This is a genomic window from Kaistia soli DSM 19436 (assembly GCF_900129325.1).
Lineage (GTDB): Bacteria > Pseudomonadota > Alphaproteobacteria > Rhizobiales > Kaistiaceae > Kaistia > Kaistia soli.
Genome location: NZ_FQUP01000001.1, coordinates 689,576 through 715,322, shown reverse-complemented (window position 1 = coordinate 715,322; position 25,747 = coordinate 689,576). Strand labels below are relative to the sequence as shown.

Below are 25,747 nucleotides of genomic sequence, written 5' to 3'. Positions count from 1 at the left end.
CAAGAGCATGATCACCGACCGCAAGGTGCGCGTCGCCATCATCGGCGCCGGCAACATGGCCAACAATGTCCACTATCCCTCGCTGGCCTCATTCGACGATGTCGAGATCGTCGGCGTCATCGAGACGCGGCAGGAGCGTCTTAACACGACCTGCGACCGCTTCGGCATTCCGGCTTCGGCGCGCTTTCTTACGGCGCTCGACACCGACTACCAGAGCATCCTCAACGATCTCCGCCCGGATGGCGTCTATGTCATCGGACAGCCGGAAATCATGTACCCGATCTGGCACTGGTGCCTCACCAACGGGTTCAACCTCTATATCGAGAAGCCGATGGGCCTCACGACGCACCAGGCCGAAGCCCTCGCTCATCTCGCGGAAACCAAGGGCCTGATCACCCAGGTCAGCCACCAGCGCCGAACGGCGCCGATCTTGCAGACGATCAAGGCACGACTGCTCGAAAAGGGGCCGATCATCCATGGGGTCGTCGAGTTCTTTAAATGCGACGTGACGCCGATGTTGATTGCCCGTGACCGCATGATGGACGACGGCACCCATGCCATCGACACCGCGCGCTGGATCTGTGGTGGCGAAGTGGTGAAGGTCGAGAGCGAGTGCCGGCGCATTGGCGTTCCGGATATCAACTGGTTCGGTGCGACACTGCATTTCGATACGGGCGCGACATGCTATGTCGTCTGCAACTGGGCTTCTGGCCGGCGTGTCTTCCGGACGCAGATGCATGTGCAAGGCGGCTATGCAGATGTCGAGGTCGAGGCGGAGGGCAGGATCTACCTCGACAACAACTACAAGGGCGAGACGCTGACCACCCAGGACGCGGCGGGCAGCCGGGATAATTTCGTGTTTGGCGGGTTTGCAGCAAAAAACCGAGAGTTCATCGATTCCCTGAAAACGGGAGAAGACCGCTGTTCGTCGCCTTTCAGGGACACGGTAAAGACCATGCGCGTGTGCCAGACGATTCTTTCGCAGGCTCTCGATGCCGGCGTCTGAACGCGCAGAAGCGGAATGCGGAGTTTAAAGACAAATGGACGCCACGGCCCTCGACCAATCTTCGCGCGCTCCGCGCTCCAGGTTGCATCTGACCGTCGCAACCGCCCTTGGATCAGAGATCGTTGGCGGCCGCCTCGCCGTCGGTGATCTCATCCCCGCCGAACCAGAACTCTGCACTCGCTTCGGTGTCAGTCGGACCGTGGTGCGCGAGGCTGTGAAGCTCTTAGCCTCCAAGGGTCTGCTCCGCACCGGTTCCGGCATCGGCACGTGGGTCCTGCCGACGGCAGACTGGAACTTCCTCGATCCCGACATTTTCGCCTGGATCCAGGAGAGTGACGACGCCGAAACGATCCTGCAGCATCTGTTCGCTTTTCGGAGCGCCGTTGAGCCGGCTGCCGCCGCCGAGGCGGCCCGACGCGCCACGCTCGAGCAACTTTATGCGCTCGAGGCCGCGCTGGAAGTCATGTCGCAGGCGAAGACCGACTTTTCGAAATGGATCGAAGGTGACGTCGCCTTTCACACCGCGCTCTATATCGCGTCGAACAACCTGTTCATGGCGCCGCTGGCAAACCTGTTCCGGCAGTATTTTCAGATGAGTTTCAAGCTCTCGAGTTCGAACTTCCATCACCAGCACTGCCTGCAGGAGCATCGCGACGTCTTCGAGGCTATTAGGGCGCGGGATCCCGAGCGGGCCGCGCAGGTGGTGCAGATCCTCCTTGAGCAGGCCGATCAGGACGTTCGGGCGGTGCTCGGTAAGGAGTGAAGCGGTGATTTCCAGGGCCGATTGACGACTGCCGTTTGTTCGGGCCCGATGATTGCCCGTCATGCCAGCTTCTCATCTGCTCCGCCTTTGCGCACAGCCGACTGGGCTTTGCCTAGGCCGCCGTGTCTCAATCCAGCGCGAACGGCGGGCGCACGAAGCGCTAGTCCTTCGGGAGCGCGGCGATGGCGGCCCGGTCCTCGTCGTCGAGGCGGACGGCAAGCGCATCGAGATTGCCCTTCTGGTTCTCGGGAGGCGCGGCTTTGGGTATTGCCGCGTCGCCCGGCTGATCGAGCAGCCGGGCGACGACCATCTGGGCGGCGCCGCAGCCATGCTCGGCGCCGAGCGAGGCTAGCGTCGTGTCATGCGCTGCCCGCCCCTGCGCCAGTTGTGCATACGTGGTCAGTGGAATGCCCTGCTGCCGGAGGTAGGCCAGCATCCGGCCTGCGGAAGGAATGGGTGATATTCCACCTGCACGCTCCCGATTGGCGCGCCAATCTCCTCCACGCCACGACGAAGCATCGGCAGTTTGAAATTGCAGACGCTGGTCCCCCGGCTGCTTCATTCTCGTACATCGCCGCCGTGTCGATGTGCCGGTAGCCGAGGGCGAGTGCGCGTTCGAACACGGGTTGGGCGCGTCGGCACCCGGCATACCGAACGCCAATCCGAGGCGGGGGATGGCGATGCCCCGAGAGGTGATGGATTCCATGATCTTCTCCTGGAGCCAGCAGAGCAGTGCTCATACGGAAGTCTTTCCGCGACTGACTTTCACCAGTTCGGCGATGACGCTCTCAATGGTGATCGTCCCCTTCCGCGCCGCGCGGCCCTGATCGGCAAAGTCGATCCAGCCTTCGTTAAAGCCGTCAATCATGCGGACGCGCGGCGTCGGATTGCGGCTGCCCTGCACGCGAAAGATGCCTTCCCAAGTCTCGCGCGGCACGATCTCGACCGAGACCGGATGCCCCAGCGCGGCGGCGAAGGCGCGGGCCATGTCGTTCGGGGAGACGCGGGTGGGTCCTTCCAACTCGACGACCCGCGTTCCGCTCCAGTCCTCGCGCAGCAGACGGGCGGCCGTGCGGCCTACATCCTCTGTCGCGATCATCGGAAACGGCTTGTCGGCCGGCTGCAGGAAGCTACGCAGCACGCCTTCATCGCGCGCGGCAGGAATGTCCCATTGAGCATTCTCCATGAACCAGCCGGGCCGCAGGAAGGTGACCGCGAGGCCGAGCCCGCCCAACGCTTCCTCCATCAGCGTGCGCTGGGTCAGCAGGTTCTCGTGCGGCGCGTCGGCACCGATGGTCGACAGGCAGACGATCCTTGCCCCACGCACCTCGCTGAGCGCTTCCGTCACGGCGTCGATGACGCGGCGGGCTTCCGGAAAACCCGGCTCCGGGTCGAACTCGGATGGCGGCAGAATGAAGACCCCCTCCGCATCCTTGAAGGCGGCGGCGAGGCCTGCCGCATCATCCATCTCGGCGATGGCGATCTGGCAGCCACTGGCGCGCCACTCGGCCGCCTTGGCCTCGTCGCGCAGCACGGCCCGCACGGGTAGTTTCTCGGCAAGCAGGTTGCGCGCCAGCGCGCCGCCGACCTTGCCGGTGATTCCGGTGATGGCATACATGGTGGGTCTCCTATGGATGTAGGGAGCGGGGTCAGGCGAGGTCGGCACAGAGTTCGCGCTCGAACGCGCCTTAGAGCGTGACCAGGCGCTCGTCATGGAAGGGCAGGGCCTGGACGTTCGTGCCCAACTCCTTTCCGGATCGAAGAAATTTCGATTGGGTCGGCGCAATTTTGCCGCCCGCTCCGTGATGGAGATGTTGTAGGCCGCATGTCGGGGTGATTCACGCGCATTAATATCAGTGATATGTTGACTGAGATTCACTCTCGGTTGGATCTGGGCGCAAAGCATGGTGTTCGACACGCGATTGCTGACCGGAGTTGGCGTCATGGCCGCCGTCACCGACGCGGGCAATTTTGCGCGTGCCGCCGAGATGCTGGGCCTGACGCCTTCGGGGGTGAGCCGAGCCATCGCGCGGCTGGAAGCGCGGGTCGGCGTGCGGTTGTTCGACCGCAATCCGCGCGAGGTCAGCCTCACCGAAGAGGGGCGCCGCTTCCATGCGCAAGTGATGCCGCTCCTCGCGGGCCTCGAAGAGGCCGCATCCGAGGCCGCCGGGGCGGCGACGGTAGTGCGTGGGCGGCTGCGCGTGTCGGTGGACCCGTGGTTCGCGCGAATGGTGCTTGCTTCAAGGCTGCAGCAGTTCCTGCAGCGCCATCCGTTGTTGTCAGTGGATGTCTCCACCAGCAACTACCGTGAGGAGATGATGTCCGGCGTCGACGTCGCGGTGCGTTTCGGGCCGCCGGACAATTCATCCCTCATGGCCAGCAAGCTGCTGGACACGCGCGTGGTAACGGTGGCCGCACCCGCCTATCTGGAGCGGCATGGGGAACCACGCTCGCCGCACGACCTCGTCCATCAGGAGGCGCTGCTGTTCCGCGACCCGCAGACCGGCCTGCCGTTCCCCTGGAAGTTTTACCGCAACGGCGCGCTGATCGAGGTCAAGGTCTCGAGCCGCCTTGTGTTGGACGATCCTTCGGTCGCGGTGGCCGCCTGCGTGGCAGGCCAGGGGATCTTCCAGAGCCTCGCCGTGGGTCTTGCGCCCCTTCTGTCAGGGGGCGAACTCGTCCATGTCCTGCCAGAGTGGTCCGAGGAGCTGTATCCGCTCTACGCCTATCATCCCTCGCGTCACCTGCCGCCGGCAAAGGTTCGGGCCTTTTTGGACTTTGTGCGGGAGATCGCGACGGACACAGGGGCCGCTTGAACCGGGCGGTGCCAATGTCGGTTTTCCGGCGCGCGTCGAAAGTCTGAAGGTGGCGCCGCCTGACATTCCAGATGCTCTTCGTCGGGCCATGGGAGTTCTTCTTCGCTCCCATCATGCTCCGCCAAACACGCAATTCCTGACAGCACATCGAGCGCATACCGGACGGGGATGACGCAGGCTGGCTTGTCGACCCTTGCCGATCGCGATTGTCTGCGCAATCGGTCAACTTTGTCTCAGGGGCGCGCAGCTCTCGCCGAGAACCAGGGCAGGTTGGAAGACGACATTTCGCGGCGGCTTATCCTTGCCGCGCTGGATACGATCAACCAGGAGACGAAGTGCTTCGTTGGTCATCTCGATGATTGGGTGTTCAGTGCGTGTCAGCCGCGGCCGCAGGCCACCGATGCCGGAGATTGTGTCGGTCGAGGCGATCGAGATGTCGTTGGGACAATGGATCGATAGATCGGCCAGTGCCCGCATCACGCCGAGCGCCATCACGCCGTTGGCGACGTATAATGCCGTTGGCCGGTCTGGACGATCGAGCATTTCGCGGGCCACGGAATAGGCGACGTCCTCCCGGAACTCGCCCGAGCGGACATGGCCGGGCTCGGGCGCCACGCCGCGCTGCGCCATCGCCTGCAGCATGCCGTCCAGACGACCTCGACCCGTGGTCAGATGGAGCGGTCCGGTAATCGAGCCGATCCGCGTGTGGCCGAGATCGAGCAGATAGTTTGTCACTTGGCTCGCCGCGGCAACGTTGTCGATGGTGACGGTATCCGAATGTCGATCGTCCACGACGCGCCCGAACAGCACCGTCGGAAAGCCGCGCCCTTCCGCGTCGCGCTGGGCGTAATGGGTCGGCAGGCCCACAGGAACGACTAACGCGCCATCGCAAGAGAGAGCCCGAATGCGAGCGAGTGCCTTCCTCTCGTTCTCGGGCTTCTCGTCGCTGTTGAACACGACCAGCGAATAGCCCCAGGCCGCCACGGCCGCCTCGGCCGCCCAAACCATGCGCGCGAAGAACGGATTGGCGAGGTCGGCCACGATCAGCGCAATCAGCTCGCTGCGCCCCTTCTTGAGGTTCCGCGCCATCTGGGATGGCTCGTATTTCAGATCATGGATCGCCGCCTGCACGCGAGCCCTGAGCGGAGGGCTGACATAGGCGGAATCGTTGATCACAGCTGACACCGTCGCCGTGGAAACTGCCGCGGCCTTCGCCACATCCTTGATGGTCGTCATTCGACACCGAGCTAATCGTTTCGCTACATTTTAGCTGACGAGACTGGCTTGTCTAGGCCATTAGTCCGTAACTTCCTCTTGCCAGCGAGGGTAGTTTGATTGCACATAGCAAAACGGTTAGCACGCGTTCGCTGCATGTCGAGGCGTGCTGAGGCGGTTTTTTGGGGAGGAATCCAATGACCAGAATGACATTCGGAATTTCGCTGCTGGCGAGCCTTGTCCTGTCGACAGGCGTCGCGGCGGCGCAAGAAAAGCCGCTGCTCGGCATCGTTTCGATCGCCGCAACCGAAGCGAACAATGTTCGCTACATCACCGGTGCGAAGGCCGCCGGCGAGGAACTCGGTTGGGAAGTGTCGGTCATCGACGCGGCCGGCAACGCGGATCAGGCCAATGCGGCCATCCAGAATTTCGCCCAGCGCGGCGCTGTCGCCGTCGTCGATATGGTGTTCCCGTATTCCTCGATTGGCGCCGGCCTCGAAGCCGCGAAGACTGCAGGCATCCCGGTCGTCACCTGGGGCGGTGGAATTGGCGGTGCGGTTTCCGCGACCAACGGTTCCGGCGCGCCAATCGCACTGCCGGTCATTGAAAAGATGGTCGCCGATCTCGGCGAGAATGCGAGCCTGCTCGCCCTGACCTACCGCACGGGCGAAGTCTGCCGCAATCGTGAGGCACTGCTGGACGAAGTCCTTGCCAAGCACCCCGGCATCAAGGTGACCAAGAACGAAGTCCGCATCCCCGGCTATTTTGAGGATGGCGCGCAATATGCCAACGCCTGGCTCGCCTCTAATCCAGCCGGCGATGGCAATCTCGCCATCTGGGGCTGCTGGGACGATCCGGCCATCGGCGCAATCAGCTCGCTGCGCCAGCAGGGCCGGACCGACGTCAAGGTTTACGGCGTCAATGGCAATGCGCAGGCGATCGAGAACATCAAGAACGGTCATATGACCGCGACGGCCTGGGAAGATAGCCGCAAGGAAGGCTATGACATGGTCAAGCTGCTTCCCGAGATCATCAAGGCCAAGGCGGACTGGCAGCCCAAGGCGGTCGAAGTTCCCGCTGTTCTGATTTCGGCAGACAATGTCGCGGCGTTTATCGCCGAGCATCCCGAAGCCACCGGCAACTGATCGTCGGGCCGCCGGTCTATGCTGTCATCTGACACATTCGTTTCGGCCACGATGAAGCCTTTCATCGTGGCCGAGAATATCGCGAAGGCTTACGGCGGCGTGCAGGCGCTGACAGGTGTATCGCTGTCGATTGCGCCGGGGGAGGTGCATGGCCTCGTGGGCGCGAATGGTGCCGGCAAATCGACCTTGATCAAGGTTCTGGCTGGCCTCGTCCAACCGGACGCAGGCCAGATCGTTGTCGATGGCGTGCCGGTATCGCTGCCGACACCGCACCACGCCACGGATCTTGGCATGAGCTTCATCCACCAGGAGCTTGCCTTCATTCCCGGCATGAACGTGTTGCAGAACATCCTGCTCGGGGTTCCGAAGAAGACGCGGTTCGGGATGGTCGACTGGCGGGCGGCGGCGCGCGACGTCGCCCCTATTGCCCAGCGCGTTGGCATCAAGGCGCCGCTCTTTGCGAGCGTGAAGGGCCTCTCGACAGCCGAAAACTGGCTGATCAACATCTGCCGGGCTCTTGTCCGAAACGCCCGCCTGATCGTGATGGACGAGCCCACGGCCTCGCTTTCGGCAGCCGAAGCCGAAAAACTGTTCGCCATCGTCGAAGACCTGTCGGCCTCCGGTGTCGCGGTGCTCTATGTTTCGCACCGGCTCGACGAAATCATGCGTCTTTGCAGTCGCGTCAGTATCTTTCGCGATGGTCGATCCGTCGGCTGCCTGGAAAGCACCGCGATCACCCGTCCAGCCCTGATTGAAGCGATTGTCGGCGGTAAGGTCGAGCCATTGGCAGCGGCAGAGCGCCGTACGGTCGTCCGACAAGAAATCGCCCTAACCGTCAAGGCCCTCACCCGTGCGCCAAAGGTAAATGGCGTGAGCTTCGAACTGCGCCGGGGCGAAGTGCTGGGAATTGGTGGGCTCGTCGGCGCGGGACGGACGGAACTGGCGCGGCTGATCTATGGCGCGGACCGGGCTGATTCCGGCGTCGTGACGTTGGATGGAGCCTCCTTCTCGCCGCGCAACCCGACCCAGGCCGTCAAGGCGGGGCTCGGCCTTGTGCCGGAGGAGCGCCGCGCCGAAGGCCTGCTGATCACAAAGAGCGTCGCGTTCAATCTGCAAATCGCCAACTTGGCCAATATCGTTCGCAGCCCGGCTTGGCCACTGATCCATCGCCGCAAGCGCGAGGCGCTTTCGCTCCAGATCGTCCGCGATTTGGCGGTCAAGACACCGAGCATTGACACGCCGGTAGGACGCCTCTCAGGCGGCAACCAGCAGAAGGTGGTGATCGGACGCTGGCTGCTGAGGGCACCGAAGGTTCTTATTCTCGACGAACCCACGCGCGGAGTGGACATCGGCGCCAGGGGCGAGATCCACCGCCTGGTGCGGGAGCTTGCGGCCAGAGGCATGGCGGTCATCGTCATTTCGTCCGAGCCCGATGAACTTCCCGATCTTTGCGACCGCGTCCTGGTCATGGTCGAGGGGCGCATCGTCAGCACGCTCGAAGGCGATGCCATCACCCGCAACGCCATTGTCGAAGCGAGCTATTTTGTCGGCGGCCGGCCGATCCAGGAGATTACGATATGAGCATGGTGATGAGCGGCGGCCGGCGACTTTCGCCGGCATCGAGGGCGGCGCTCGGCTTCTTTGCCCGGTACGCTACCATTATCGGCCTGCTGCTGATGATTGCCGTCTTTGCCTTCCTGTCGCCGCGGGCGTTTCCGACGCTGAGCAATTTCACCAACGTGCTCAATCAGGCGTCGCTCGCCATGATCATTGCAGGCGGACTCACGCTTGCAGTCATCGTCGGTGAACTCGATCTGTCGATCGGCTTCGCGGCGAGCCTTCACGGCGTGCTTGTCACCGGCCTGATCGTCGCCAACAAGCTGCCGATCCCGCTGGCCATCGTGATCGTGATTGCGCTCGGCGCGCTGATCGGCCTCGTCAACGGCGTCATCGTGACCAAGGCGAAGGTCAATTCGGTGATCGCGACGCTGGGCGTCGGCACGATCTTGACCGGGCTCGCCTTTGCCTATTCGGCCGGCGTCCCGATCGTCGCCGGCGTGCCGGAGGCATTCCTGCAGCTTTCGCTCGGCCGCTGGCTTTTCGGCATCCCGAACAACATCGTCATCATGGCCGTCGTTCTGGGCGGTCTGTGGATTCTGGTCGAGCGCACCGCGCTCGGCCAAGAAATCCAGGCTGTAGGTGGCAATCCGGCAGCGGCCCGTCTCGCCGGTATCAATGTCGACCGGATCAAGATCCTCGGCTTCGTTGTCTCCGGCATGTGCGCGGCGCTGACTGGCATCCTGCTCGCCTCGCGCCTCGGCAGCGGCACGACCAGCGCGGCCGACAGCTATCTGCTCACTGCCTTCGCCGCCGTCTTCCTCGGCTCTGCGACGATGCGCGACGGCGAGTTCCACGTGCTCGGCTCATTTGTCGGCGTGCTGATCATCGCGTTCGGCTTCAACGGCCTGAATATCTTCGGCGCGCCGACTTTTTCACAATACATATTCCAGGGCGCGATCCTGATCGTCGCGGTCGGTCTCGCCAGCCTTGGCCGCATGATTTCCGAGAGCTGAGGAGAAGACGATGACCGATGTGCAAGCGCTCTGGGAAGTCCATGTCCTCGAATTCGCTCGCTCGAAGGACCAGCTGGTCGCCGGCCTGATCCTCGGCGCGCACGATGCCGGCGTCGTCGATCTGCCCTTCTCCTTCGTGCTCGCGCGACGGGACGATCGGGTCGTCCTGATCGATACGGGCTTCATGCGCGAAGGCAGCGGCGCCGCGTTCAGCAAGAAGTTCGGTATCCCCGACTGGATCTCGCCGCTCAGCCAGCTCAAGACGCTGGGTGTCGAGCCGGGCGCCGTCACCGACATCGTCCTCAGCCACGCGCATTTCGACCATATGGGCTCCATCGGCAAATTCCCGAATGCCATGATCCATGTGCAGAAGCAGGAGATCCTGAGTTGGGTCGAACTGCTGGCGCTGCCGCCGCGTTTCGGCTCCTTGACCGCGATCATCAATCCGGACGATATGCGCCGGGCCTTTGACGCCTCGATCGAGCACCGTCTCGACCTCGTGGATGGCGACCGCGACAATCTTCTCCCCGGCCTGCATGTGCGTACCGGCCCGGGCCATACGATCGGCCAGCAGTTCATCATCCTGGAGACGGCGCGGGGCCGCTTGGTCGTGGCCGGCGACTGCATCTATACGACCGCCAACATCTGCGGTCATAACCACGACGGCGTCTATGTCCCGCTCGCCAACGCCGTCGGCAGCACCTGGGACCAGCTCAAGACGATCGACAGGATCAATACCGAAATCGCCGGCGATCTAAGCCGCCTCATCATCCTGCACGATACAGAACGCTGGGCCGGGCTACCGATTGTCGAGGAGATCGATGGCTTCCGGATCGTGAAGGCTGCGTGACCAACCTCGCTAAGGGCATATCCCGATCTGAAAGGGGTATTGGAGGCCGCCGCTCGCGCTAGTGGATACAGACAGCGTCGTCTGTGGAGCGGCGTCCTTGCGTTGGAATTCCGTGGAAGCGCCGATGCCTTGCGAATGACAGGACCGTCATCGGCGATACCGGACGTCACCTCTCACGCTCGATAGGTAGTCGGCACGGCTATGGGCTTTGCGCGGTAGACTTGGGTCTAGTTCAATTTCGTTGAACGCGGAGTCGGCGAGGGGGCCCCGAACGGCCAGGGTCTGCTCCACTTGTCCTGCTGATTCTGCTGCAGGTGAAGATGAAAGGGATTGTGAGTTCAGACCTGCGCATTCGGGTGATTGGCAACGGCAGCTTTTAAGAGAATGCAGCAGCGGTCCAAGCTTCGCGAACGAGCGCGCAAAGCCGAAGCTCTGCTTTCTGGTCAGGAGCCGAGGGTCCGAAATGGCGCAAATCGGTCTTCCATCTTGGACGCCACCTGACCTCATTTAGCTATAGTGCTAGTCGTTCAGTATCTTGGCCATGGAGGCGCCAATCTGCCCGCCAGCATAGGCGTCTCCATAGTCCTGACGGGCCTTTTCCGACAGTTGAGCGAGGGGCGGCAGCGCAGAAACGCGCAGGCAGAGAGCCGCCGTCATCGGCGCTGTGCTCCCGAATAGATCGTGGATTTTGCTAAAGCGCTCGGCCATCGTGCTCCAGAGCGTAGCGGTGATAACATCGGCAAGGCCAGGCGCCTTGCCTCCCAGGATGTGGCCGACGCCCTTGTCCAAGCCGTAACGTCGGCCAGTGTCTTCCCAAATGCGCATCCATTTTGCGAGCCTGGGCATATACGCCTCCCAGCGTTTTTCGCTCCACATGTGGTCGCCGCCATTCAGCGTGATTTCGTCGATGACGTCGTTCGCATCATTGACGATCTTCATCGTCATGGCGCGCAGTTCGGGCGTGTCCGGCATAAGGTTTAGCGTTTCGCCCAGATAAAGGATGATGGCGGGCATTTCCGCGATGGCCACGTCGGCCTTGTGGTCGATCAGAACCGGCGGCCCCATGAAGGGCACGGGCATGGCTTCCACGGGGCCAGCCATAAGCCGCGAAATTTTCGCATCGCCACCCTCAGTCCAGCTCTTGCCCGCAAAGGCAAGCACAGCGCGCACAAACTGGCCGCGAAAGGGCGCGGACCAGTATAAAAGTTCGTAGTCAGCCAAGGTTCATCTCCATCTCGGTTGGTTGAGTAGGAAACGTGCCAGCGACTGATCGGTCGCGAGGCTGTATGCAGATTGTAACAGCCGCATTGCGCGTCAACGTCGGGACCTCAGTCTTGGCTGCGGAGAATGACAGCTTTTAGGAATTCCGCTCGGCGGGCCTAAACGGCCACAATGGCGCGCAAAGCGGGCCGCGTTCCGGTTCGACGAACTTCTCGGCGGCGATCGAACGGCATTTCAAGCGACATCTCTGGCGTGGGGTCGGGGGAGTTCGAGGGTAACAACGACTTCGGCTCCGCCTGCATGCCCCGTATGTGCGGCCCGGAGGAGGCGATGGTCTTCCTCGATGCGCGTTCGAAGCGCCCCGGCATCGCGCGGAAACCCAACCAAAAGACGATCGTTGTCCGCCCGCGGTTCAGCAATGGACTGGCGCCGCGAGCACGCGCTTGACGAGCGGGGCGGCCGGCTTCTCGTCGGCGCCATCGACCGTTGTGCGTTCCGGGGAATGCATCGCCAAGCTCGCGCCATCGCCCCACCCGACACGAATAGCAACATGCCCCTTGGACATGTTGCTATTCGTGTCGGGTGGAGCGGCCGCGCCTCAGTGGAAATCGCTAGAACCGTGGAAAACCAGTCGCAACCCGGTCGCAACATGAAAACGGTGCCCCGAGGGCGCCGCGTTTCACAACCAACTGATTGTGTTGGCATATCTTTGGTACACGGCGCAGTCCCATGCGAAGGAGTCGGCTCGCAGCTATTCCTTCGCGCAGCCCGATCCGCTCGCCGCGGATATCCATGCCATCCTCGCCGAGGGCTTCTCCGCCGGTCTTGCAACGATCCGGCCGGGCGCGGCGCTCTCCGACATCTATGCGGCCACGGCGGCGGTCATCCATGGCGCTGGCCTCACCAGCTATCAGCGCGGCCATTACGGCCATGGGGTTGGCGCCAGCGTCGGCTCCGAGGAATGGCCCTTCATCGCCGCCGACAGCGACGCCGTCGTCGAGCCGGGCATGGTACTCGCCTTCGAGACGCCCTTCTACGGCAAGGGCATCGGCTCCTTGACCATCGAGGACCAACTGGTCGTCACCGAGACAGGCATCGAGGTCGTGACACGGCTGCCGCGCGAACTCGTTCGCATCGACTGACCCGACACCGAGCCGCCGCCGCCGGTCAGAGCCCGGGCGATCGCGGCGCTTCTCGCCGAAGGGCGGGAATGTCGGACAGGCCCGCGGCGAACGCCGTCTGGCGCCGATCCGACCCACCAGCGCATCGGCGAGACGGGTCGCGATCAGCGGCGCGAGCTTGAAGCCATGGCCGGAGCAGGCACTGAGCAGCAAGCCGGCAGGTCCGGTCGGTTCGACGACGAAGCCTTCGTCCTCTGTCACCGTGTAGTCGCAGACCTTGGCATCCTGCAGCCTGTAGTCGTCGAAATCGACGAAGCAGTCGCGCGCCGCCGCCTCGACCGGCGCGATGTCGCCCGCGCTTGCGGTGCTGGCCGAGGGACGGTCGCGGTGAAGGCCGTATGCGAGGTGCTCGGCGTCGCCGCGCGGCGATCAGTGCGACCAGCCGTCCGGCAGCCGCTTCTCGCCGGCTTCGATGCGGATCGGCAGGATGTTCTCCGGCGGCGGCAGCGGGCAGACGGCGAAATCGGTGAAGGCGCAGGGCGGATTGATCGCCTTGTTGAAGTCAATCACGATCGACGTCGCCGTGACCTGCTCGCCGTAGACGAAGCGCCCGGCCGGGTAGGTCGCGTCCCCAGCCGTCTGATCGCGGAAGACGAATTGCGGCGCTTCCGGCGTCCCATGCGTCGCGGTCAGCGAGAAGCGCTGCCCGGCAATCGTGAAAACCGCCTGGTGCGTCGCCTCGACAGCGGTCGCGATCTGCCTGCTCGTGTCGACCGTGAGCCCGCGCGGGGCATCGAAGGCGATCCAGTCGGCGACGACGCGGAGATCCGGTCTCACTGGAAAGGTTGCGATGCCGGGAAAGGCAGCCGGCGCAGGCGACTGCGTATCGCGGACGCGCAGCGCGTTCTCGCCGTTGATCGTTGTCAATTCGAGCAGCAGTCCGTCGACGAGCAGTTTCGGCGGCAGCTTCTTGTTCGGGGAGAGATGCACCGCCGCCCCGCCCGCCGCCGGCACGAAGTCGACCTCGCCATCCGCATGCTGCGTCAGGACGCCGAGCCGCTCTGGCCCGACCGGCAGCACGATGTCATTGGTGGCTCCGCTGCCGACGCTGAAGACGCCCGCCTGGAGCCAGTCGCGCGAGACGAGGTTCAGCCAGCCATCCGCTGCCTTCAGCGCGGCGAGGCGCTTCGCCTTCCAGCCGTCGAGGTCGGCGAGAGTGTGGGTGTCCGTGGTCATGGCGAGGATGCTCCGGCAAGGAAATCGGGAAGGCGCGGCACGCTGGCGAGCAATTGCTGCGTATAGGCATGGGCGGGCGCTGCCAGAACGGCGCGCGTCGGACCGGTCTCGACGATCCGCCCGCCTTCGAGGATCACGATCTCGTCGCAGAGTGAGGCCACGACGCCGAGATCATGCGAGACGAAGAGAAGCGTCGTCTTACGCGCGAGATCGCGGAAGAGATCGACGACCCGCACCTTGGTCGTGAGATCGAGCGCGCTCACCGCTTCGTCGGCGAGGACGACGCGCGGTCCGGCGACGATGGCCCGGGCGATGGCGATCCGCTGCCGCTGACCACCGGAAAATGCGGCCGGGTAGCGGTCGAGGATATCGCCATCCAATCCGACCGATCGGAGCGCGGCGACGACCATGGCCCGACGGTCGCCACCGATGCCAAGCGCCCGAAGGGGCTCCGAGACGATCGCCTGCACCTTCTGACGCGGATCGAGCGAGGCATAGGGGTCCTGGAACACGGCCTGGACGCTTTTTCGGTAGGTCCGCATCATCTGACGGTCGGAAAGATCGAGCCGCGCACCGTCGAACAGCACGTCGCCGGTTTGCGGTCGCATGAGGCCGAGCAGCAGCTTCAGGATCGTGCTCTTGCCCGATCCGGACTGGCCGACAAGTCCGATCGAGCGCCCGGCCGTGACTGCGAGCGAGACGTCGCGGAGCACGGGCCGCCCGCCCGGATAGGCGTAGCTCACATGGTCGAGGCGGAGGATGTCGCTCATGCCGCCCCCAGCGCGCGATCGAAGCGCTCTGCGGCGACAAGAAGCTCGCGCGTATAGGCATGAGTTGGTGTCGCGAAGACCTGCCGCACCGGACCTTCCTCGACCACCACGCCGGTCCGCATGACCACCACGCGGTCGACAATCCCAGCCACGACCGGGAGGTCGTGGCTGATGAAGAGCAGCGTCATGCCATGGTCGGCGACGAGCCGCGCCAGCAGCGCCAGCGTCTCCTTCTGCGTCGTCACGTCGAGCGCGGTGGTCGGCTCATCGGCGATCAGCAGCTTGGGGCGGCAGGCGAGCGCCATGGCGATGGCGACGCGCTGGCGCTGCCCGCCGGAAATCTCGTGCGGAAAGGCGCCCGCGATCCGCTCGGGCTCAGGCAGGCTGACTTCGTCCATCAGGCTGAACACGGCCGCGCGGGTGTCGCCCTTCCCATGGGGCCGGCCCGCGCGCCGCTCTGTTCGCTCCCAGACTTCGCCGATCTGGCGGCCGACGCGCATCAGCGGATCGAGCGCCGTCAGCGGATCCTGGAAGACGGTCGCGGCGACGGCGCCGCGCAGCGCGGTCAGTTCACCCTCGCGCGCACCGATAACCTCGTGGCCATCGAGCAGCACCGATCCGGTCGCGCTGAGCCCAGGCGGCAGCAGGCCGATGATCGCAGTGGCTGTCAGCGACTTCCCCGAGCCTGACTCGCCAATGATGCCCAGCCTTTCGCCGGCATCGAGCGTGAACGACACAGAATCGACGAGGTTTCGGCCGCGCGCGGCGACGGAGAGATCGCGGACTTTGAGCAGGCTCATCCGCGTCCCCTCCGCAAGGGATCGGCGAGATCGCGTAGGCCGTCGGCGAAGAGATTGACGCCGATCGTCAGCGAGACGAGGGCAAGGCCGGGGACAATGGCGCCGAAAGGGGCGCTGTAGACGGTGCCCTGCGCTTCCTGCAGCAGCCGGCCCCAGGAGGCGTTGGGCGGCGGCGCGCCGAGGCCGAGATAGGACAGCGACGCCTCCGCGATCACGGCGAGGCCGAATTGCAGCGCCAGATTGACCGAGAGCGTCGGCCAGATATTGGGCAGCACATGCTCGCGCACGATCGCGAGCCAGGACGAGCCGGAAACGCGGGCGGCCGTGACATAGTCGGTCTGGATGACGCGCTTGGCGAGGATGCGCGTCAACCGGGCGACCACCGCCGAGAGCGCGATGCCGAGCGCGAGGATGGCTGTCCCGAGCGAGGCCTGCTCGCTGGCAGCAACCACCAGCATCGCGATGAGCAGCGTCGGGAAGGCGATCAGGATGTCGAGTGTCGCCGCGAGCGCGTCGTCGCGCCATCTGGTGGCGAAAGCGGCGATGATCCCGATCGTGATGCCGATGGCAGCTCCGATCGAGACCGCGCCGATACCGACCTGAAGCGCGATACGCGATCCGATCATGACCTCCGTCAGCACGTCCCGCCCGAGGCGATCGGTGCCGGCCCAGTGGGCGAGCGACGGAGGGCTCAGCCGTCCACCGGTCATCGCGCCTGGGTCATAGGGCGTCCAGACCAGTGTCAGCAGGCCGACGACGACATGGAGGCCAACCAGAGCGAGGCCGATCCGCCACGTCCAGGAGGCGCCGCGCCGGGGAGCAGAGGCGACAACGGCCGTCATCGGTCGGCCCCTGTTGTGCGCAGCCGCGGATCGATGAACCTCTGCAGGATGTCCGCGGCAAATCCGATCAGAAGCACGATCAGCGTCGAGACGAACAGGACGCCCTGGACGTTTGGATAGTCACGCTGCTGGATGGCCAGCAGAAGCATCGAGCCGAGGCCAGGCAGCGCGAACACCCTTTCCACGACGACGGCGCCGAGCAGGGTCGTTGCCAGTTCGATGCCAAGGACAGATACGACAGGGACCGCGCCGTTGCGGATGCCATGCCGCACGAGTGCTTCGGGAAAGCGGGCGCCAAGCGCACGGGCGGTGCGCAGATAGTCGGATGAGAGAACGTCGAGCGTCGACGCCCTGACATAGCGAACGAGCGATGCTGCGATCACCAGCGCGACGGTCAGCACCGGCAACGCGAGCGCAACGGCGGCTTCCCCTGGTCGCTCCCAGCCCTTCAGCGGAAAGCCGCCTGAAGGGAAGATACGCCAGCGTATCGCGAACAGCGCGACGAGCAGGATGCCGAGCCAGAACACGGGGATCGCGATGCCGAACTGGCTGAAGACCGAGATGGCCGCCCCATACCAACGGTCGGCGCGCGCTGCTGCGACGATGCCAAGCGGTACGGCGATGATGACAGCCACGAAGAACCCGGCGAGCGTCAGCGGCGCCGTCACGCTCATGCGGTTGGCGATCTCGCCGAGCACCGGCGCTTTGCTGACGAAGGATGTCCCGAAATCGAAGCGGGCGAGGCTGGTAACGAAACGTGCGAACTGCACCGTCAGCGGCTGGTCCGAACCGATCTGCGCGCGCGCAGCGGCGATCTGCTCAGGGGTCGCGCCGACACCGAGCAGCGCATTGGCCGGATCGCCGGGCAAAAGGCGGAGGAGGGCGAACAGGACGATGGCCGCGACGAACAGCGACAGCACAAGAATCAGAGATCGCCGCGCGATGTAACTGGCCACGTTCAATCCTTTCGCCGCTTTGCCCCGCACCCGGGCTATCACCAGTCGAGCCGTATGCGAAGCCTCGCGCCGCCACGATCGCCTCCGCGAAGGAGGCGACAGTGGCGGCGGCAGCAGCGGAGGTTAGGGCGTCTTCTTGATGTCGTAGGCGTAGAACTGGGAATTCAGGCCGTTGACCGGATAGCCGGAGACATCGGCCGCCGAAACCACGATCTGCGGATAGAGGTACAGCCAGTTGCTCGCTGCGTCCTCGGCGATGAGGCGGTTCGCTTCCTTGAGCTTCGCCGTCTGTTCGTCGGCCGAGCCGACCGTTTCAGAATCAGCGATCAGCTTCACCACCTCGGGGTTGTTGTAGCCCCAATAGAAGTCCGGATTTCCGTAGAAGACGATGTCACGGTGGTTGACGTGTTCCTGGAGCGTCGCCTGGAAGTCGTGCTGCTTGTAGACCTTCGTGTACCATTCATTGGCGGTGATGATGTTGATGTTCATCTTGACGCCGACCTTGGCAAATTCGGCCTGCAGGAACTGCGCAACGATCGGATGCGGGTCATAATCGGGCGTGTCGAGCGTGAAGCTGAAGCCGTCCTTGAATCCGGCCTCGGCCAGCAGCGCCTTGGCGCTCTCGACGTCGTAGGGATCGACCTTGGTGAGGTCCTCGTACCAGGGGTCGGTCGGGGGCACGAACGAGCCGATCAGCGTGCCGTAATCGCCCCAGATCGAGTTGAGCAGCTTGGCCTTGTCGACGGCGCGGGCAAGCGCCTTGCGCACCTTCACATTGTCGAAGGGGGCGACGCGATCGTTATAGGCTAGGATTTCCTTGGTGGTCGACGCACCGTCGGTCACCTTGAAGGCCGGATTGTCCTTGAACTGCGCCAGCGAGTCGGGGCTTTGCACCGAGGTGATCACGTCGACGGCGTTGGTCAGCAGCGCATTGTTGAGCGCGGTGGCGTCGGTGAAATAGCTGAAGACGACCTCGGCATTGGTGGGCGGCGTGCCCCAGTAGCCGTCGAACTTGTCGAGCGCCAGCGCCGAGCCGCGCCGCCATTCCGAGAGCTTGTAGGGGCCGGTGCCGTCTTCCTTGCCGGTGATGTCGCCCGCCGCGTCGTTGACGATCCAGACATAGGAGAGATTGTAGGGCAGCGAGATCGAGCGGCTCGACAGCGTGATCACGACGGTCTGGTCGTCCGGCGTCTCGATCCTGGCGATCGAGGCGAGGCTCTTCTTGCGGGAGCTCTTCGAGGCCTCGGCCGTCACCCGCTCGATCGACTCCTTGACGTCGGCCGAGGTCAGCGGATCGCCGGAATGGAATTTGACGCCGCCCTTCAGCTTGAAGGTATAGGTCAGTCCATCGTCACTGGTGGTGAAGCTCTCGACGAGGCGCGGCTCGACCGTGCCGGCATCCGTCAGCTGGAAGAGGGCCTCGTAGACATTGCCGTTGAAGGCTTCGTTGATGCCCTGGCCGGCGCCGGCCGTGTTGTCGAGGTTCTGCGGCTCGTACAGCGATCCGATGCGGATCGTCGCCGACGGGTCGAAATCCGCCGCCATTGCTCCGAAGCCGGAGGCCGAGAGCAGCATGGCCGAGGCGAGAAGCCCTTGGCGTAGGAAGGCCTTTGTCGTCCGCATCATGACTCCTTGGGTCGCGAAACTGCACCGTTCGGACAAAAATATACCAAGTCGTACCGCCTCGCAGCGCCCGCACGCGCAATCGATGGCTGATATTGGGCGTTAGCGTAAAACAAAATACTACGAGCGAGGAAAAGCGGCCAAAGCGTTTCGCAGCGGTGGCGGCTTGGTCGCGGCAGTCGGTCAGGGCTTCACGAATTTGAGGATGGCGCGGTCGCTCTCGCCGATCGCAAGATAGTGGGCGCGATCGACGTCCTTGAGGAGCAGCGCCGGCGGCAGCGTCCAGACGCCATCGGGATAGTCCTTGGTGTCCTTCGGATTGGCGTTGATCTCCGAACTGCCGGCAAAGCGGAAGCCAGCCGCTTCGGCAAAGCCGATGATGACGTCCTCGCGGACATAGCCCGATTTCGCCAGCGGGTCCTGCGGCTTGGACGGATCGCCCCTGTGCTCCTCGATGCCGAGCACGCCGCCCGGCTTCAGCGCCTTGTAGAAGGCAGCGAAGGCGCCCGCCGTCTCGCCGTCGGCCATCCAGTTGTGGACGTTGCGGAAGGTGACGACCAGGTCGGCGCTGCCGGGTGGCGCGATCGCGACGCGGTCGGCACCGAATTCGGTGACCTCCACCTTGTCGTAGTTCTGCGGGCTCGCCGCGAGCTTGGCCGCAAGGGCGGCGTTGTCCTTCTGGTCGTCCGGCGACGTCGAGGCCTTCTCGTTGTTGGCCGCGATATAGTGCCCGTTCGCCTTCAGATAGGGGGCGAGGATCTCCGTCCAGTAGCCGCCGGCGCCGGGCAGGATCTCGACCACGGTCTGGTCGGGCGTGAGCCCGAAAAAGGTCAGCACCTCGAGCGGATGGCGATATTTATCGCGGGCGCTGTTCTTCTCCGAGCGTTGCGGGCCGTCGATCAGCGCCTGCAGCGCCGGATCGGCAGCCTTGGCCGGCACCGCTGAAACCGGGATCAGCAGGGCAAACGCGAGCGCCGGCAGCAACCTCCGTGTGATGCTCATCATCGTCTCCAGGATCTGAGTGTCCATGCGATGGACACCCCAATCGGAGCTTCCGTCAAGCTGCCGCAGTCGCATTGCGCGATGCGTAGGGAAAAGAAGGCTTCGGAACAGTGGAACGGCGATAGGTGCGGAAGCCGTGGCGATGGACAAAGGCCGTTCGTTTCTAACGGGTGCCGACATTTAGAGTAGGAGTTCTCGCGAGACTGAAGTCATCAGCGACGCTGTCCATCAGGCTGTCTCAGTCTCCTCGACAGACCCGTGGCAGAAGGCGGTTCTCCGGGACGCCCGCCGCGTCTCAGCGCGACAGGCTTCCGATCGCCGCCTCTCGCCTGCGAAAGCCGGCGATGGCCATGGCGCCGACGAGGATGAGGCCCGAAAGGGCGTATTTCAGATCGAAGTCTAGCCCGAGCAGATTGAGGCCGTTGGCGACGATGCAGAGGAACAGGACGCCGATGAGGGTCCCCGGGACATTCGGCCGGAACTCGCGATGGATGGCGGCGCCGATGAAGGTCGCGCCGATGGCATCGAGCAGATAGGACTGCCCGGCAAGCGGCGTGAACTGCCTGAGCGTCGCCGCCAGCAGGACCCCGCCGAGGGCCGAGGTCGCGGCGGCGATGATAAAGACGAGCGCCACGATGCGGCCGACCCTGATCCCCGCGACCTGGGCGGCGCGCGGCTGCAGGCCGACAGTGTGGACGCGGTGTCCGAAATTGGTCCGCTCAGCAGCAGGTAATAGGCGACCAGCACCGGGCCGGCGATGACGATCTCCATCGGCACGCCGGCGATATCGCCTGTCGAAAGGTTGCGGAAGGCGGGATCCATGCGGCGGAATGCGATCGGGCCGCCGCCATCGGTGTAGATGCGCTGGATCGAGCTGCCGATCAAGAATGTGCTCAGCGTTGAAAGAAACGGACGGATTCCGAGTCCGACGATCAGCAGCGCATTGAAAGCGCCGACCAGCGCTGCGCCGAGGACGGCGGCGAAAACCGCGACATACCAGGGAGCGCCATAGTCCTCGAGCGCCACGAGGGCGAAGGCCGCGCCGAAATCGATCGCGACGCCGATGGAGAGATCGATGCCGCCGGACGCGATGATCAGCGTCATCGCCAGCGCGACGATCAGGAGGACTGCGCTGTTCTCGGCGATCGCGAGGAGGTTCGACGGGCTGTGAAAGGCCGGCGCCTTCAGCGAGAAGACGATCACCAGCGCAGCCAGAATGACGAGGAGGCCGTGGCGCAGCGCAAGCTCTACCGCAGCCTTGAGGGCAGGCGTCTTCATCGGTGGAGCCGTTCGTCGAGGGCGGCGGCAATGAGCACCATGAGGATCAGCCCGCCCTTGATGCCACTCACCCAGAAGATGTTCACCTGCAGCAGCGCGAAGCCGGTCGACAAGGCGGTGACGAGGACGACGCCGAGCAGCGCGCCCCAGACGGTCACGGTCCTGCGGCGCGAGAAGGCGGCGCCGATCAAGGTCGCCAGCACCATCTCGAGCAGCAGCGGCTCCTCCGAGCCCGGCGAGTTGCCCGAGCCACGCGCCAGCAGCGTCACAGCGGCAACCGTGGCGGCGGCGGCGACGAGATAGGAGAGGACGATCGTTCTGTTGATGGCGAGCCCGCTCAGCACCGCTAGCGCCCGGCTCGCGCCGATCGCCTGGAGGTGGCTGCCGAACCGCGTCCGATGCACCAGAAAGCCAGGCGCTGCGATCGCGATAAGGGCCAGAACCATCGAGGCCGGGATGCCGATCGAGGAACCGCTGCGCGCCAACACCGCCGCCTTCGCGGCGCTTTCGACCAGGCGGGCCGCGCCATGAGCGCGGCCGAACCCTTCGCTCTGATCGCCGCGGCGCTCGATACCAAGGGCGAAGAAGCGGCGTTTCTCAAGGCGCGCCTCGAGGCGAGCGGCCTTCGCGTCCGCATCCTCGATTTCGGCATCCTCTCCGATGCTCCCGAGGCCGCCGATTACCCGGCCGTCCTTGTGGCCGAACGCGGCGGCGCGGACCTCGCGGCGCTGCGCGCATCGCGCGACCGCGCCGCCGCGATCGACGCGATGATGGCGGGGAGCGCGGCAATCGCCGCTGACCTCCACCGCACGGGACAGCTCGCCGGCGTGCTTTCGATCGGCGGATCGGGCGGCACGTCGGTCGGCACCGCCATGATGCGGGCGCTGCCGCTCGGCGTGCCCAAGGTGATGGTCTCGACCGTCGCCGCGAGCAATGTGCTGCCCTATGTCGGCGGCAGCGACATCGCCATGCTGAATTCGGTCACGGATTTCTCCGGCGTCAATGCGCTCTCCGCGCCGATCCTCGCCAATGCCGCCGGCGCGCTCGCAGGCATGGTCGCGGCGCGGCGCCAGCCCGCAGGCCTCAATCGCCGCCGGCTGGTCGCGGCATCGATGTTTGGCGTGACCACGCCGGCGGTGGAGCAATGCCGCGTCCTCCTCGCCGAGGCCGGCTACGAACTCGTGCCGTTCCACGCCACCGGCATCGGCGGCCGCACGATGGAGGCCCTCATCGCCGAGGGCCATTTCGCTGCCGTGCTCGATCTGACGACGACCGAATGGGCCGACGAGGTCGTCGGCGGCACGCTCTCGGCCGGTCCGACGCGGCTCGAGGCGGCGGGGAGGGCGGGACTGCCGCAGGTCGTCGCGCCGGGCGCACTCGATATGGTCAATTTCTTTGGCCCCGGCGCCTTTCCGGACCGTTTCGGCGACCGTCTGATCCATCGCTACAACGACAATGTCGTGCTGATGCGGACGACGGCGGCGGAGAATGCCGAGATCGGCCGCCGCATCGCCGAGAAGCTCAACGCCGCCAAGGGACCCGTCGCGGTCCTGCTGCCGCTGAAGGGCGTCTCGGCCATGGACGCGGACGGCGGACGCTTCTTCGATCCGGAGGCAGACGCGGCGCTGTTTGGCGCTCTCCGCGCCCATCTCGGCGTCCATGTCCTGATCGAGCCGATTGACGCCCACATCAACGAGCCCGTCTTTGCCGCTCGCAGCGTCGCGCGGCTGCTCACCCTCATCGCCGCACAAGGAGAGGCCCATGCCCAAAGTCACGCCGGATGATCAGCGCTTTCCCGCCTGGAGCGAGACCCAGCATTACGGGATCGCGCGCCACAAGGTCGGCGCCGAGGTCGAACTGCATTTCCACGACTGCCACGAATACTGGATCATCGTCGAAGGCGCCGGCGACGCAGTGAGCGAGGGGATCGAGTATCGCCTCGGCCCGGGCGACCTACTCCTGACCGAAGCCGGTCACGAGCATTCGCTTGTCGTCACCGAGCCGATGGTCGCGATCTATTATTACGGGGTCATGCCGGAGCATGGCCGCTGGGGCCATCTGCATCGCGGCACGGACCTGCCCTTCGCCGACTATCTGAAGACGGTCGAGGTGCCGGCATGACCATCCGGCATGTCGTGCTGTTCACCTACAAGCCCGAGACGCCAGAGTCGGTGATCGCCGAGGCGATCGGCCTGTTGAACGCCCTGCCGAAGGCGATACCGGAGATCCTGGACTGGGCGATCATCGAGGACGAGGGCAAACGGCCCGGATCCTACCGCTTCGTGCTGATCGCGAGTTTCGACGATCTCGCCGCCGTTGACCGCTATCTCGACCATCCGGCCCATGTCGCGGCGGTGGCTTTCGGCGGGCCGCATATCGCCCATTTCGCCGAGCATGACCATGCCGTCTGACAGCGGCGGGCCGCAGGTCGTCATCGTCGGTGGCGGTTTCTGCGGCGCGGCGCTGGCGCTGCATCTGACGCGGCTCGCCGCGCGCCCGCTCGGCGTCACGCTGATCGAGCCCGCGGCCGATCTCGGCCGCGGCATCGCCTATGCCGGCGACGAGCCGGTGCACCGGATCAACATCCCCGCCGCGCGCATGGCCGTGTTCCAGGACGAACCAGGCGATTTCGATCGCTACGCCCACGCTCAGGGTGCGGTTGCGGCGGATGCGGCCGGTCTGCAGCCGAACGGCGATTTCTATGCGCGACGAACGCTCTTCGGCGACTATGTCGGAGGGCTGCTCACCGCTGCGCGGGCAGTCAATCCGGCCGTCAGCATCGATCATGTGCGCGCGAACGCGGTCGCGTTACGGCAGGGAAGTGTGGTGACCGACCAAGGCGCCTCGATCCCCGCTGATGCGCTCGTCATCGCGACCGGCAATCCGCGCCCGACGCTGCCAGGGCCGCTCGCTCCCCTCGCCGGCGACTCCCGCCTGATCGTCGATCCATGGCAGCCCGGCGCGCTCAGCGGGATCGTCGAAGACGCCGGCGTCCTCATCGTCGGAACCGGGCTCACCACGGCCGATGTCGTCGCGGTGCTGGGACGGCGCGGCCATCGCGGAGCCATTGTCGCTCTGTCGCGCCATGGCCTGACGCAGCGGCGCAAGCAGCCTGGACCCTACCAGCCCCAAGGAAACTTTGCGGCGCTGCCGGGCGATACGGCGCTCGAGCTGCTGCAGTCCGTCCGCGCCGTGCTCGGCGCGGGAGGCCCTGCCGGTGTCCGCTGGGAGGACGTCATCGAGGCGGTACGGCTGCAGGGACGGGCGATCTGGCGCCGTCTTCCCGAGGACGAGCGCCGCCGTGTCGTCCGGCATCTCCGCGCCTTCTGGGACGTGCACCGCTACCAGGTCGCGCCGCCGGTCGACGATGCCGTCCGCGCCGCCCGCGCCGAAGGACGGCTCTCGATCGAAGCAGGTACCATCCAGGTGGCCAGCGCCGCCGCCGACGGCATTGGCGTCGCTATCCGGCCCCGTGGCAGGACAGGCGTAGAGACGCGCCGGTTCGGTCACGTCGTCAATGCGACCGGGCCTTCGATGCACGCGCTCATCGACGGCAATCCGTTCCTCGCCGACCTCGCCGCGCAAGGCCAGATCGCGGCGGACCCGCTGCAGCTCGGTCTTCATGTCGGCCCCGACAGCCGACCGATCGGGTCGGCGTCGGCGCCTTTGCCGATCTTTGCCCTCGGTCTGCTGGCGCGCGGCCAGTTCGGCGAGCTGGCCGGGATCCGCGAATTGTCGGCGCAGGCGGCCGAGGTGGCGCTCGCGCTCGTCCGCGCCTTCGAGCCTGATGCCCCGCTACCGGCGCGCGGCGATCTTCTCGTCATTCCCGGCCGTCACGCCACGGCCGTTCCCTCGCGCATCGCGGAGCCGACATGCTGACACTCTATCATTCGACGACGTCACCCTTTGCGCGCAAGGTCACCGCCTCGGCCCGCGTGCTCGGCCTCGCAAACCGGCTGGAGCTGATCGCCAGCACGCCGCATCCGGTTGATCGCGACGCCGCGATCCTGCCGGCCAATCCGCTCGGCAAGGTGCCGACGCTCGTCACCGAGGACGGCAGCGCGCTCTATGACAGCCGCGTCATCGTCGAGTATCTCGCGAGCCTCGTGCCCGGCCAGACGCTGCTGCCTGCCGGTGGCGCCGCGCGCTTCACCGTGCTCCGCCAGCAGGCGCTCGGCGACGGATTGCTCGATGCGGCGCTGCTCATCCGCTACGAGGCGCTGATCCGTCCGGATGCTGCGCGCTCGGCAGGCTGGGTCGACGGCCAGCAGCAGAAGATCGCCTCGGCGCTCGATGCCATCGAGGCCGAGGCCGGGTCCCTCGGCGGCGCGCTGACCATCGGCACCATCACCTATGCCGCTGCGCTGGGCTTTCTCGACTTCCGCTTTCCGACGCTCGACTGGCGGAATGGACATGCCGCGACGGCCGAGTGGTTCGCCATCGCCGACGCCTTGCCAGCCCTCGCGGAAACGCGTCCCTTTGCAGTCTCGGCAGCCCCCGCTCCGGCACTTGCCAGCGCCCGCTGACCCC

At 65.1% G+C, this 25,747-nt stretch carries 27 protein-coding genes and 1 pseudogene; 13 read left to right on the top strand and 15 right to left on the bottom strand.

Annotated elements, in window-relative coordinates:
* Positions 1-7 precede the first annotated feature (7 nt).
* Both BUB39_RS03620 and BUB39_RS03615 read left to right on the top strand, forming a co-directional pair.
* Positions 8-1,006: a Gfo/Idh/MocA family protein gene (locus BUB39_RS03620; protein ID WP_073051638.1), complete on the top strand. Its 999-nt coding sequence runs from the start codon at positions 8-10 to the stop codon at positions 1,004-1,006.
* A gap of 34 nt (positions 1,007-1,040) precedes the next feature.
* Positions 1,041-1,769, top strand: coding sequence for a FadR/GntR family transcriptional regulator (locus tag BUB39_RS03615; RefSeq protein ID WP_084526859.1), 729 nt, complete (start codon positions 1,041-1,043; stop codon positions 1,767-1,769).
* A gap of 160 nt (positions 1,770-1,929) precedes the next feature.
* Here the strand turns inward: BUB39_RS03615 and BUB39_RS25915 are convergent, their stop codons facing one another.
* Entirely contained in the window at positions 1,930-2,205 is a 276-nt protein-coding gene (locus tag BUB39_RS25915) for a hypothetical protein (protein WP_342168770.1), read from the bottom strand.
* A 300-nt stretch (positions 2,206-2,505) separates the two neighbouring features.
* The gene (locus tag BUB39_RS03605) at positions 2,506-3,387 is read right to left on the bottom strand and encodes an NmrA family NAD(P)-binding protein (protein WP_073051637.1); all 882 of its coding nucleotides are present in this window, start codon (positions 3,385-3,387) and stop codon (positions 2,506-2,508) included.
* Positions 3,388-3,673: 286 nt separating this feature from the next.
* Between BUB39_RS03605 and BUB39_RS03600 the strand changes: the two genes are divergently transcribed.
* Positions 3,674-4,585 carry a LysR family transcriptional regulator gene (locus BUB39_RS03600; RefSeq protein WP_073051636.1) on the top strand — a complete coding sequence of 304 codons (912 nt, stop codon included), beginning with the start codon at positions 3,674-3,676 and terminating at the stop codon, positions 4,583-4,585.
* Positions 4,586-4,807: 222 nt separating this feature from the next.
* Here the strand turns inward: BUB39_RS03600 and BUB39_RS03595 are convergent, their stop codons facing one another.
* The gene (locus BUB39_RS03595; protein WP_073051635.1) at positions 4,808-5,821 is read right to left on the bottom strand and encodes a LacI family DNA-binding transcriptional regulator; all 1,014 of its coding nucleotides are present in this window, start codon (positions 5,819-5,821) and stop codon (positions 4,808-4,810) included.
* A gap of 176 nt (positions 5,822-5,997) precedes the next feature.
* Between BUB39_RS03595 and BUB39_RS03590 the strand changes: the two genes are divergently transcribed.
* The 4 genes from BUB39_RS03590 to BUB39_RS03575 all read left to right on the top strand — a co-directional run bounded on the left by BUB39_RS03590 (position 5,998) and on the right by BUB39_RS03575 (position 10,368).
* On the top strand, positions 5,998-6,945 hold the full coding sequence (locus BUB39_RS03590; RefSeq protein WP_084526858.1) for a sugar ABC transporter substrate-binding protein: 948 nt from the start codon (positions 5,998-6,000) through the stop codon (positions 6,943-6,945).
* 66 nt (positions 6,946-7,011) lie between these two features.
* Entirely contained in the window at positions 7,012-8,526 is a 1,515-nt protein-coding gene (locus BUB39_RS03585) for a sugar ABC transporter ATP-binding protein (protein WP_244540138.1), read from the top strand.
* Positions 8,523-9,518, top strand: a complete 996-nt coding sequence (locus BUB39_RS03580) for an ABC transporter permease (RefSeq protein WP_073051632.1) — start codon at positions 8,523-8,525, stop codon at positions 9,516-9,518. Before BUB39_RS03585 ends, BUB39_RS03580 begins: the two co-directional genes overlap by 4 nt.
* Before the next feature lie 10 nt (positions 9,519-9,528).
* On the top strand, positions 9,529-10,368 hold the full coding sequence (locus BUB39_RS03575) for an N-acyl homoserine lactonase family protein (protein WP_073051631.1): 840 nt from the start codon (positions 9,529-9,531) through the stop codon (positions 10,366-10,368).
* A gap of 519 nt (positions 10,369-10,887) precedes the next feature.
* Here BUB39_RS03575 and BUB39_RS03570 read toward each other — a convergent pair.
* Positions 10,888-11,589 (bottom strand): glutathione S-transferase, encoded by a 702-nt coding sequence (locus BUB39_RS03570; protein ID WP_073051630.1) that lies wholly within the window; start codon positions 11,587-11,589, stop codon positions 10,888-10,890.
* Positions 11,590-12,001: 412 nt separating this feature from the next.
* Positions 12,002-12,154 (bottom strand): hypothetical protein, encoded by a 153-nt coding sequence (locus tag BUB39_RS25620; protein WP_210187026.1) that lies wholly within the window; start codon positions 12,152-12,154, stop codon positions 12,002-12,004.
* A gap of 133 nt (positions 12,155-12,287) precedes the next feature.
* Here BUB39_RS25620 and BUB39_RS03565 point away from each other — a divergent pair, with 133 nt between their 5' ends.
* Complete coding sequence (locus BUB39_RS03565) at positions 12,288-12,731, top strand: M24 family metallopeptidase (protein ID WP_073051629.1); 444 nt, start codon at positions 12,288-12,290, stop codon at positions 12,729-12,731.
* A gap of 408 nt (positions 12,732-13,139) precedes the next feature.
* On the opposite strand, the gene BUB39_RS03560 is transcribed toward BUB39_RS03565, so the two are convergent.
* The 10 genes and pseudogenes from BUB39_RS03560 to BUB39_RS03520 all read right to left on the bottom strand — a co-directional run bounded on the left by BUB39_RS03560 (position 13,140) and on the right by BUB39_RS03520 (position 21,732).
* Positions 13,140-13,946: a DUF1684 domain-containing protein gene (locus tag BUB39_RS03560; protein ID WP_073051628.1), complete on the bottom strand. Its 807-nt coding sequence runs from the start codon at positions 13,944-13,946 to the stop codon at positions 13,140-13,142.
* Complete coding sequence (locus BUB39_RS03555; protein ID WP_073051627.1) at positions 13,943-14,716, bottom strand: ABC transporter ATP-binding protein; 774 nt, start codon at positions 14,714-14,716, stop codon at positions 13,943-13,945. Before BUB39_RS03555 ends, BUB39_RS03560 begins: the two co-directional genes overlap by 4 nt.
* Entirely contained in the window at positions 14,713-15,516 is an 804-nt protein-coding gene (locus BUB39_RS03550; RefSeq protein WP_073051626.1) for an ATP-binding cassette domain-containing protein, read from the bottom strand. The genes BUB39_RS03555 and BUB39_RS03550 overlap by 4 nt, the downstream gene beginning before the upstream one ends.
* Positions 15,513-16,358 carry an ABC transporter permease gene (locus BUB39_RS03545; protein ID WP_073051625.1) on the bottom strand — a complete coding sequence of 282 codons (846 nt, stop codon included), beginning with the start codon at positions 16,356-16,358 and terminating at the stop codon, positions 15,513-15,515. The genes BUB39_RS03550 and BUB39_RS03545 overlap by 4 nt, the downstream gene beginning before the upstream one ends.
* On the bottom strand, positions 16,355-17,314 hold the full coding sequence (locus BUB39_RS03540) for an ABC transporter permease (RefSeq protein WP_084527111.1): 960 nt from the start codon (positions 17,312-17,314) through the stop codon (positions 16,355-16,357). Before BUB39_RS03540 ends, BUB39_RS03545 begins: the two co-directional genes overlap by 4 nt.
* A 123-nt stretch (positions 17,315-17,437) precedes the next feature.
* Positions 17,438-18,937, bottom strand: coding sequence for an ABC transporter substrate-binding protein (locus BUB39_RS03535; protein ID WP_175561723.1), 1,500 nt, complete (start codon positions 18,935-18,937; stop codon positions 17,438-17,440).
* 183 nt (positions 18,938-19,120) lie between these two features.
* Positions 19,121-19,966: a class I SAM-dependent methyltransferase gene (locus BUB39_RS03530; protein WP_244540137.1), complete on the bottom strand. Its 846-nt coding sequence runs from the start codon at positions 19,964-19,966 to the stop codon at positions 19,121-19,123.
* Between the two features lie 268 nt (positions 19,967-20,234).
* Positions 20,235-20,621: an ABC transporter permease gene (locus tag BUB39_RS25955; protein ID WP_425292894.1), complete on the bottom strand. Its 387-nt coding sequence runs from the start codon at positions 20,619-20,621 to the stop codon at positions 20,235-20,237.
* A gap of 173 nt (positions 20,622-20,794) precedes the next feature.
* Positions 20,795-21,217 (bottom strand): annotated as a pseudogene (locus BUB39_RS25950) (ABC transporter permease); the annotation flags it as partial.
* A complete protein-coding gene (locus tag BUB39_RS03520; protein WP_342168819.1) occupies positions 21,214-21,732 on the bottom strand; it encodes an ABC transporter permease subunit in 519 nt (172 codons plus the stop codon). The pseudogene BUB39_RS25950 and the gene BUB39_RS03520, both read right to left, overlap by 4 nt.
* A 12-nt stretch (positions 21,733-21,744) precedes the next feature.
* On the opposite strand from BUB39_RS03520, the gene BUB39_RS03515 reads away from it, so the two are divergent.
* From BUB39_RS03515 to BUB39_RS03495, 5 genes are read left to right on the top strand one after another with little or no spacing between them, the layout of a single operon-like run.
* Positions 21,745-23,001 carry a Tm-1-like ATP-binding domain-containing protein gene (locus BUB39_RS03515; RefSeq protein WP_073051622.1) on the top strand — a complete coding sequence of 419 codons (1,257 nt, stop codon included), beginning with the start codon at positions 21,745-21,747 and terminating at the stop codon, positions 22,999-23,001.
* Positions 22,979-23,338, top strand: a complete 360-nt coding sequence (locus tag BUB39_RS03510) for a cupin domain-containing protein (RefSeq protein ID WP_073051621.1) — start codon at positions 22,979-22,981, stop codon at positions 23,336-23,338. Before BUB39_RS03515 ends, BUB39_RS03510 begins: the two co-directional genes overlap by 23 nt.
* A complete protein-coding gene (locus BUB39_RS03505) occupies positions 23,335-23,628 on the top strand; it encodes a Dabb family protein (protein WP_073051620.1) in 294 nt (97 codons plus the stop codon). Before BUB39_RS03510 ends, BUB39_RS03505 begins: the two co-directional genes overlap by 4 nt.
* Positions 23,618-25,096, top strand: coding sequence for an FAD/NAD(P)-binding protein (locus BUB39_RS03500; protein WP_073051619.1), 1,479 nt, complete (start codon positions 23,618-23,620; stop codon positions 25,094-25,096). The genes BUB39_RS03505 and BUB39_RS03500 overlap by 11 nt, the downstream gene beginning before the upstream one ends.
* The gene (locus BUB39_RS03495; RefSeq protein ID WP_342168769.1) at positions 25,090-25,743 is read left to right on the top strand and encodes a glutathione S-transferase; all 654 of its coding nucleotides are present in this window, start codon (positions 25,090-25,092) and stop codon (positions 25,741-25,743) included. The genes BUB39_RS03500 and BUB39_RS03495 overlap by 7 nt, the downstream gene beginning before the upstream one ends.
* Positions 25,744-25,747: the final 4 nt, after the last annotated feature.

What these genes read in the sequence shown, in the direction of transcription:
- BUB39_RS03620 (WP_073051638.1), top strand. Translation starts at nt 8, where the DNA reads ATGATCACCGACCGCAAGGTGCGCGTCGCCATCATCGGCGCCGGCAAC.
- BUB39_RS03615 (WP_084526859.1), top strand. Translation starts at nt 1,041, where the DNA reads ATGGACGCCACGGCCCTCGACCAATCTTCGCGCGCTCCGCGCTCCAGG.
- BUB39_RS25915 (WP_342168770.1), bottom strand. Translation starts at nt 2,205, where the DNA reads ATGCTGGCCTACCTCCGGCAGCAGGGCATTCCACTGACCACGTATGCA.
- BUB39_RS03605 (WP_073051637.1), bottom strand. Translation starts at nt 3,387, where the DNA reads ATGTATGCCATCACCGGAATCACCGGCAAGGTCGGCGGCGCGCTGGCG.
- BUB39_RS03600 (WP_073051636.1), top strand. Translation starts at nt 3,674, where the DNA reads ATGGTGTTCGACACGCGATTGCTGACCGGAGTTGGCGTCATGGCCGCC.
- BUB39_RS03595 (WP_073051635.1), bottom strand. Translation starts at nt 5,821, where the DNA reads ATGACGACCATCAAGGATGTGGCGAAGGCCGCGGCAGTTTCCACGGCG.
- BUB39_RS03590 (WP_084526858.1), top strand. Translation starts at nt 5,998, where the DNA reads ATGACCAGAATGACATTCGGAATTTCGCTGCTGGCGAGCCTTGTCCTG.
- BUB39_RS03580 (WP_073051632.1), top strand. Translation starts at nt 8,523, where the DNA reads ATGAGCATGGTGATGAGCGGCGGCCGGCGACTTTCGCCGGCATCGAGG.
- BUB39_RS03575 (WP_073051631.1), top strand. Translation starts at nt 9,529, where the DNA reads ATGACCGATGTGCAAGCGCTCTGGGAAGTCCATGTCCTCGAATTCGCT.
- BUB39_RS25620 (WP_210187026.1), bottom strand. Translation starts at nt 12,154, where the DNA reads ATGTCCAAGGGGCATGTTGCTATTCGTGTCGGGTGGGGCGATGGCGCG.
- BUB39_RS03560 (WP_073051628.1), bottom strand. Translation starts at nt 13,946, where the DNA reads ATGACCACGGACACCCACACTCTCGCCGACCTCGACGGCTGGAAGGCG.
- BUB39_RS03555 (WP_073051627.1), bottom strand. Translation starts at nt 14,716, where the DNA reads ATGAGCGACATCCTCCGCCTCGACCATGTGAGCTACGCCTATCCGGGC.
- BUB39_RS03550 (WP_073051626.1), bottom strand. Translation starts at nt 15,516, where the DNA reads ATGAGCCTGCTCAAAGTCCGCGATCTCTCCGTCGCCGCGCGCGGCCGA.
- BUB39_RS03545 (WP_073051625.1), bottom strand. Translation starts at nt 16,358, where the DNA reads ATGACGGCCGTTGTCGCCTCTGCTCCCCGGCGCGGCGCCTCCTGGACG.
- BUB39_RS03535 (WP_175561723.1), bottom strand. Translation starts at nt 18,937, where the DNA reads ATGCGGACGACAAAGGCCTTCCTACGCCAAGGGCTTCTCGCCTCGGCC.
- BUB39_RS03530 (WP_244540137.1), bottom strand. Translation starts at nt 19,966, where the DNA reads ATGGACACTCAGATCCTGGAGACGATGATGAGCATCACACGGAGGTTG.
- BUB39_RS03515 (WP_073051622.1), top strand. Translation starts at nt 21,745, where the DNA reads ATGAGCGCGGCCGAACCCTTCGCTCTGATCGCCGCGGCGCTCGATACC.
- BUB39_RS03510 (WP_073051621.1), top strand. Translation starts at nt 22,979, where the DNA reads ATGCCCAAAGTCACGCCGGATGATCAGCGCTTTCCCGCCTGGAGCGAG.
- BUB39_RS03505 (WP_073051620.1), top strand. Translation starts at nt 23,335, where the DNA reads ATGACCATCCGGCATGTCGTGCTGTTCACCTACAAGCCCGAGACGCCA.
- BUB39_RS03500 (WP_073051619.1), top strand. Translation starts at nt 23,618, where the DNA reads ATGCCGTCTGACAGCGGCGGGCCGCAGGTCGTCATCGTCGGTGGCGGT.
- BUB39_RS03495 (WP_342168769.1), top strand. Translation starts at nt 25,090, where the DNA reads ATGCTGACACTCTATCATTCGACGACGTCACCCTTTGCGCGCAAGGTC.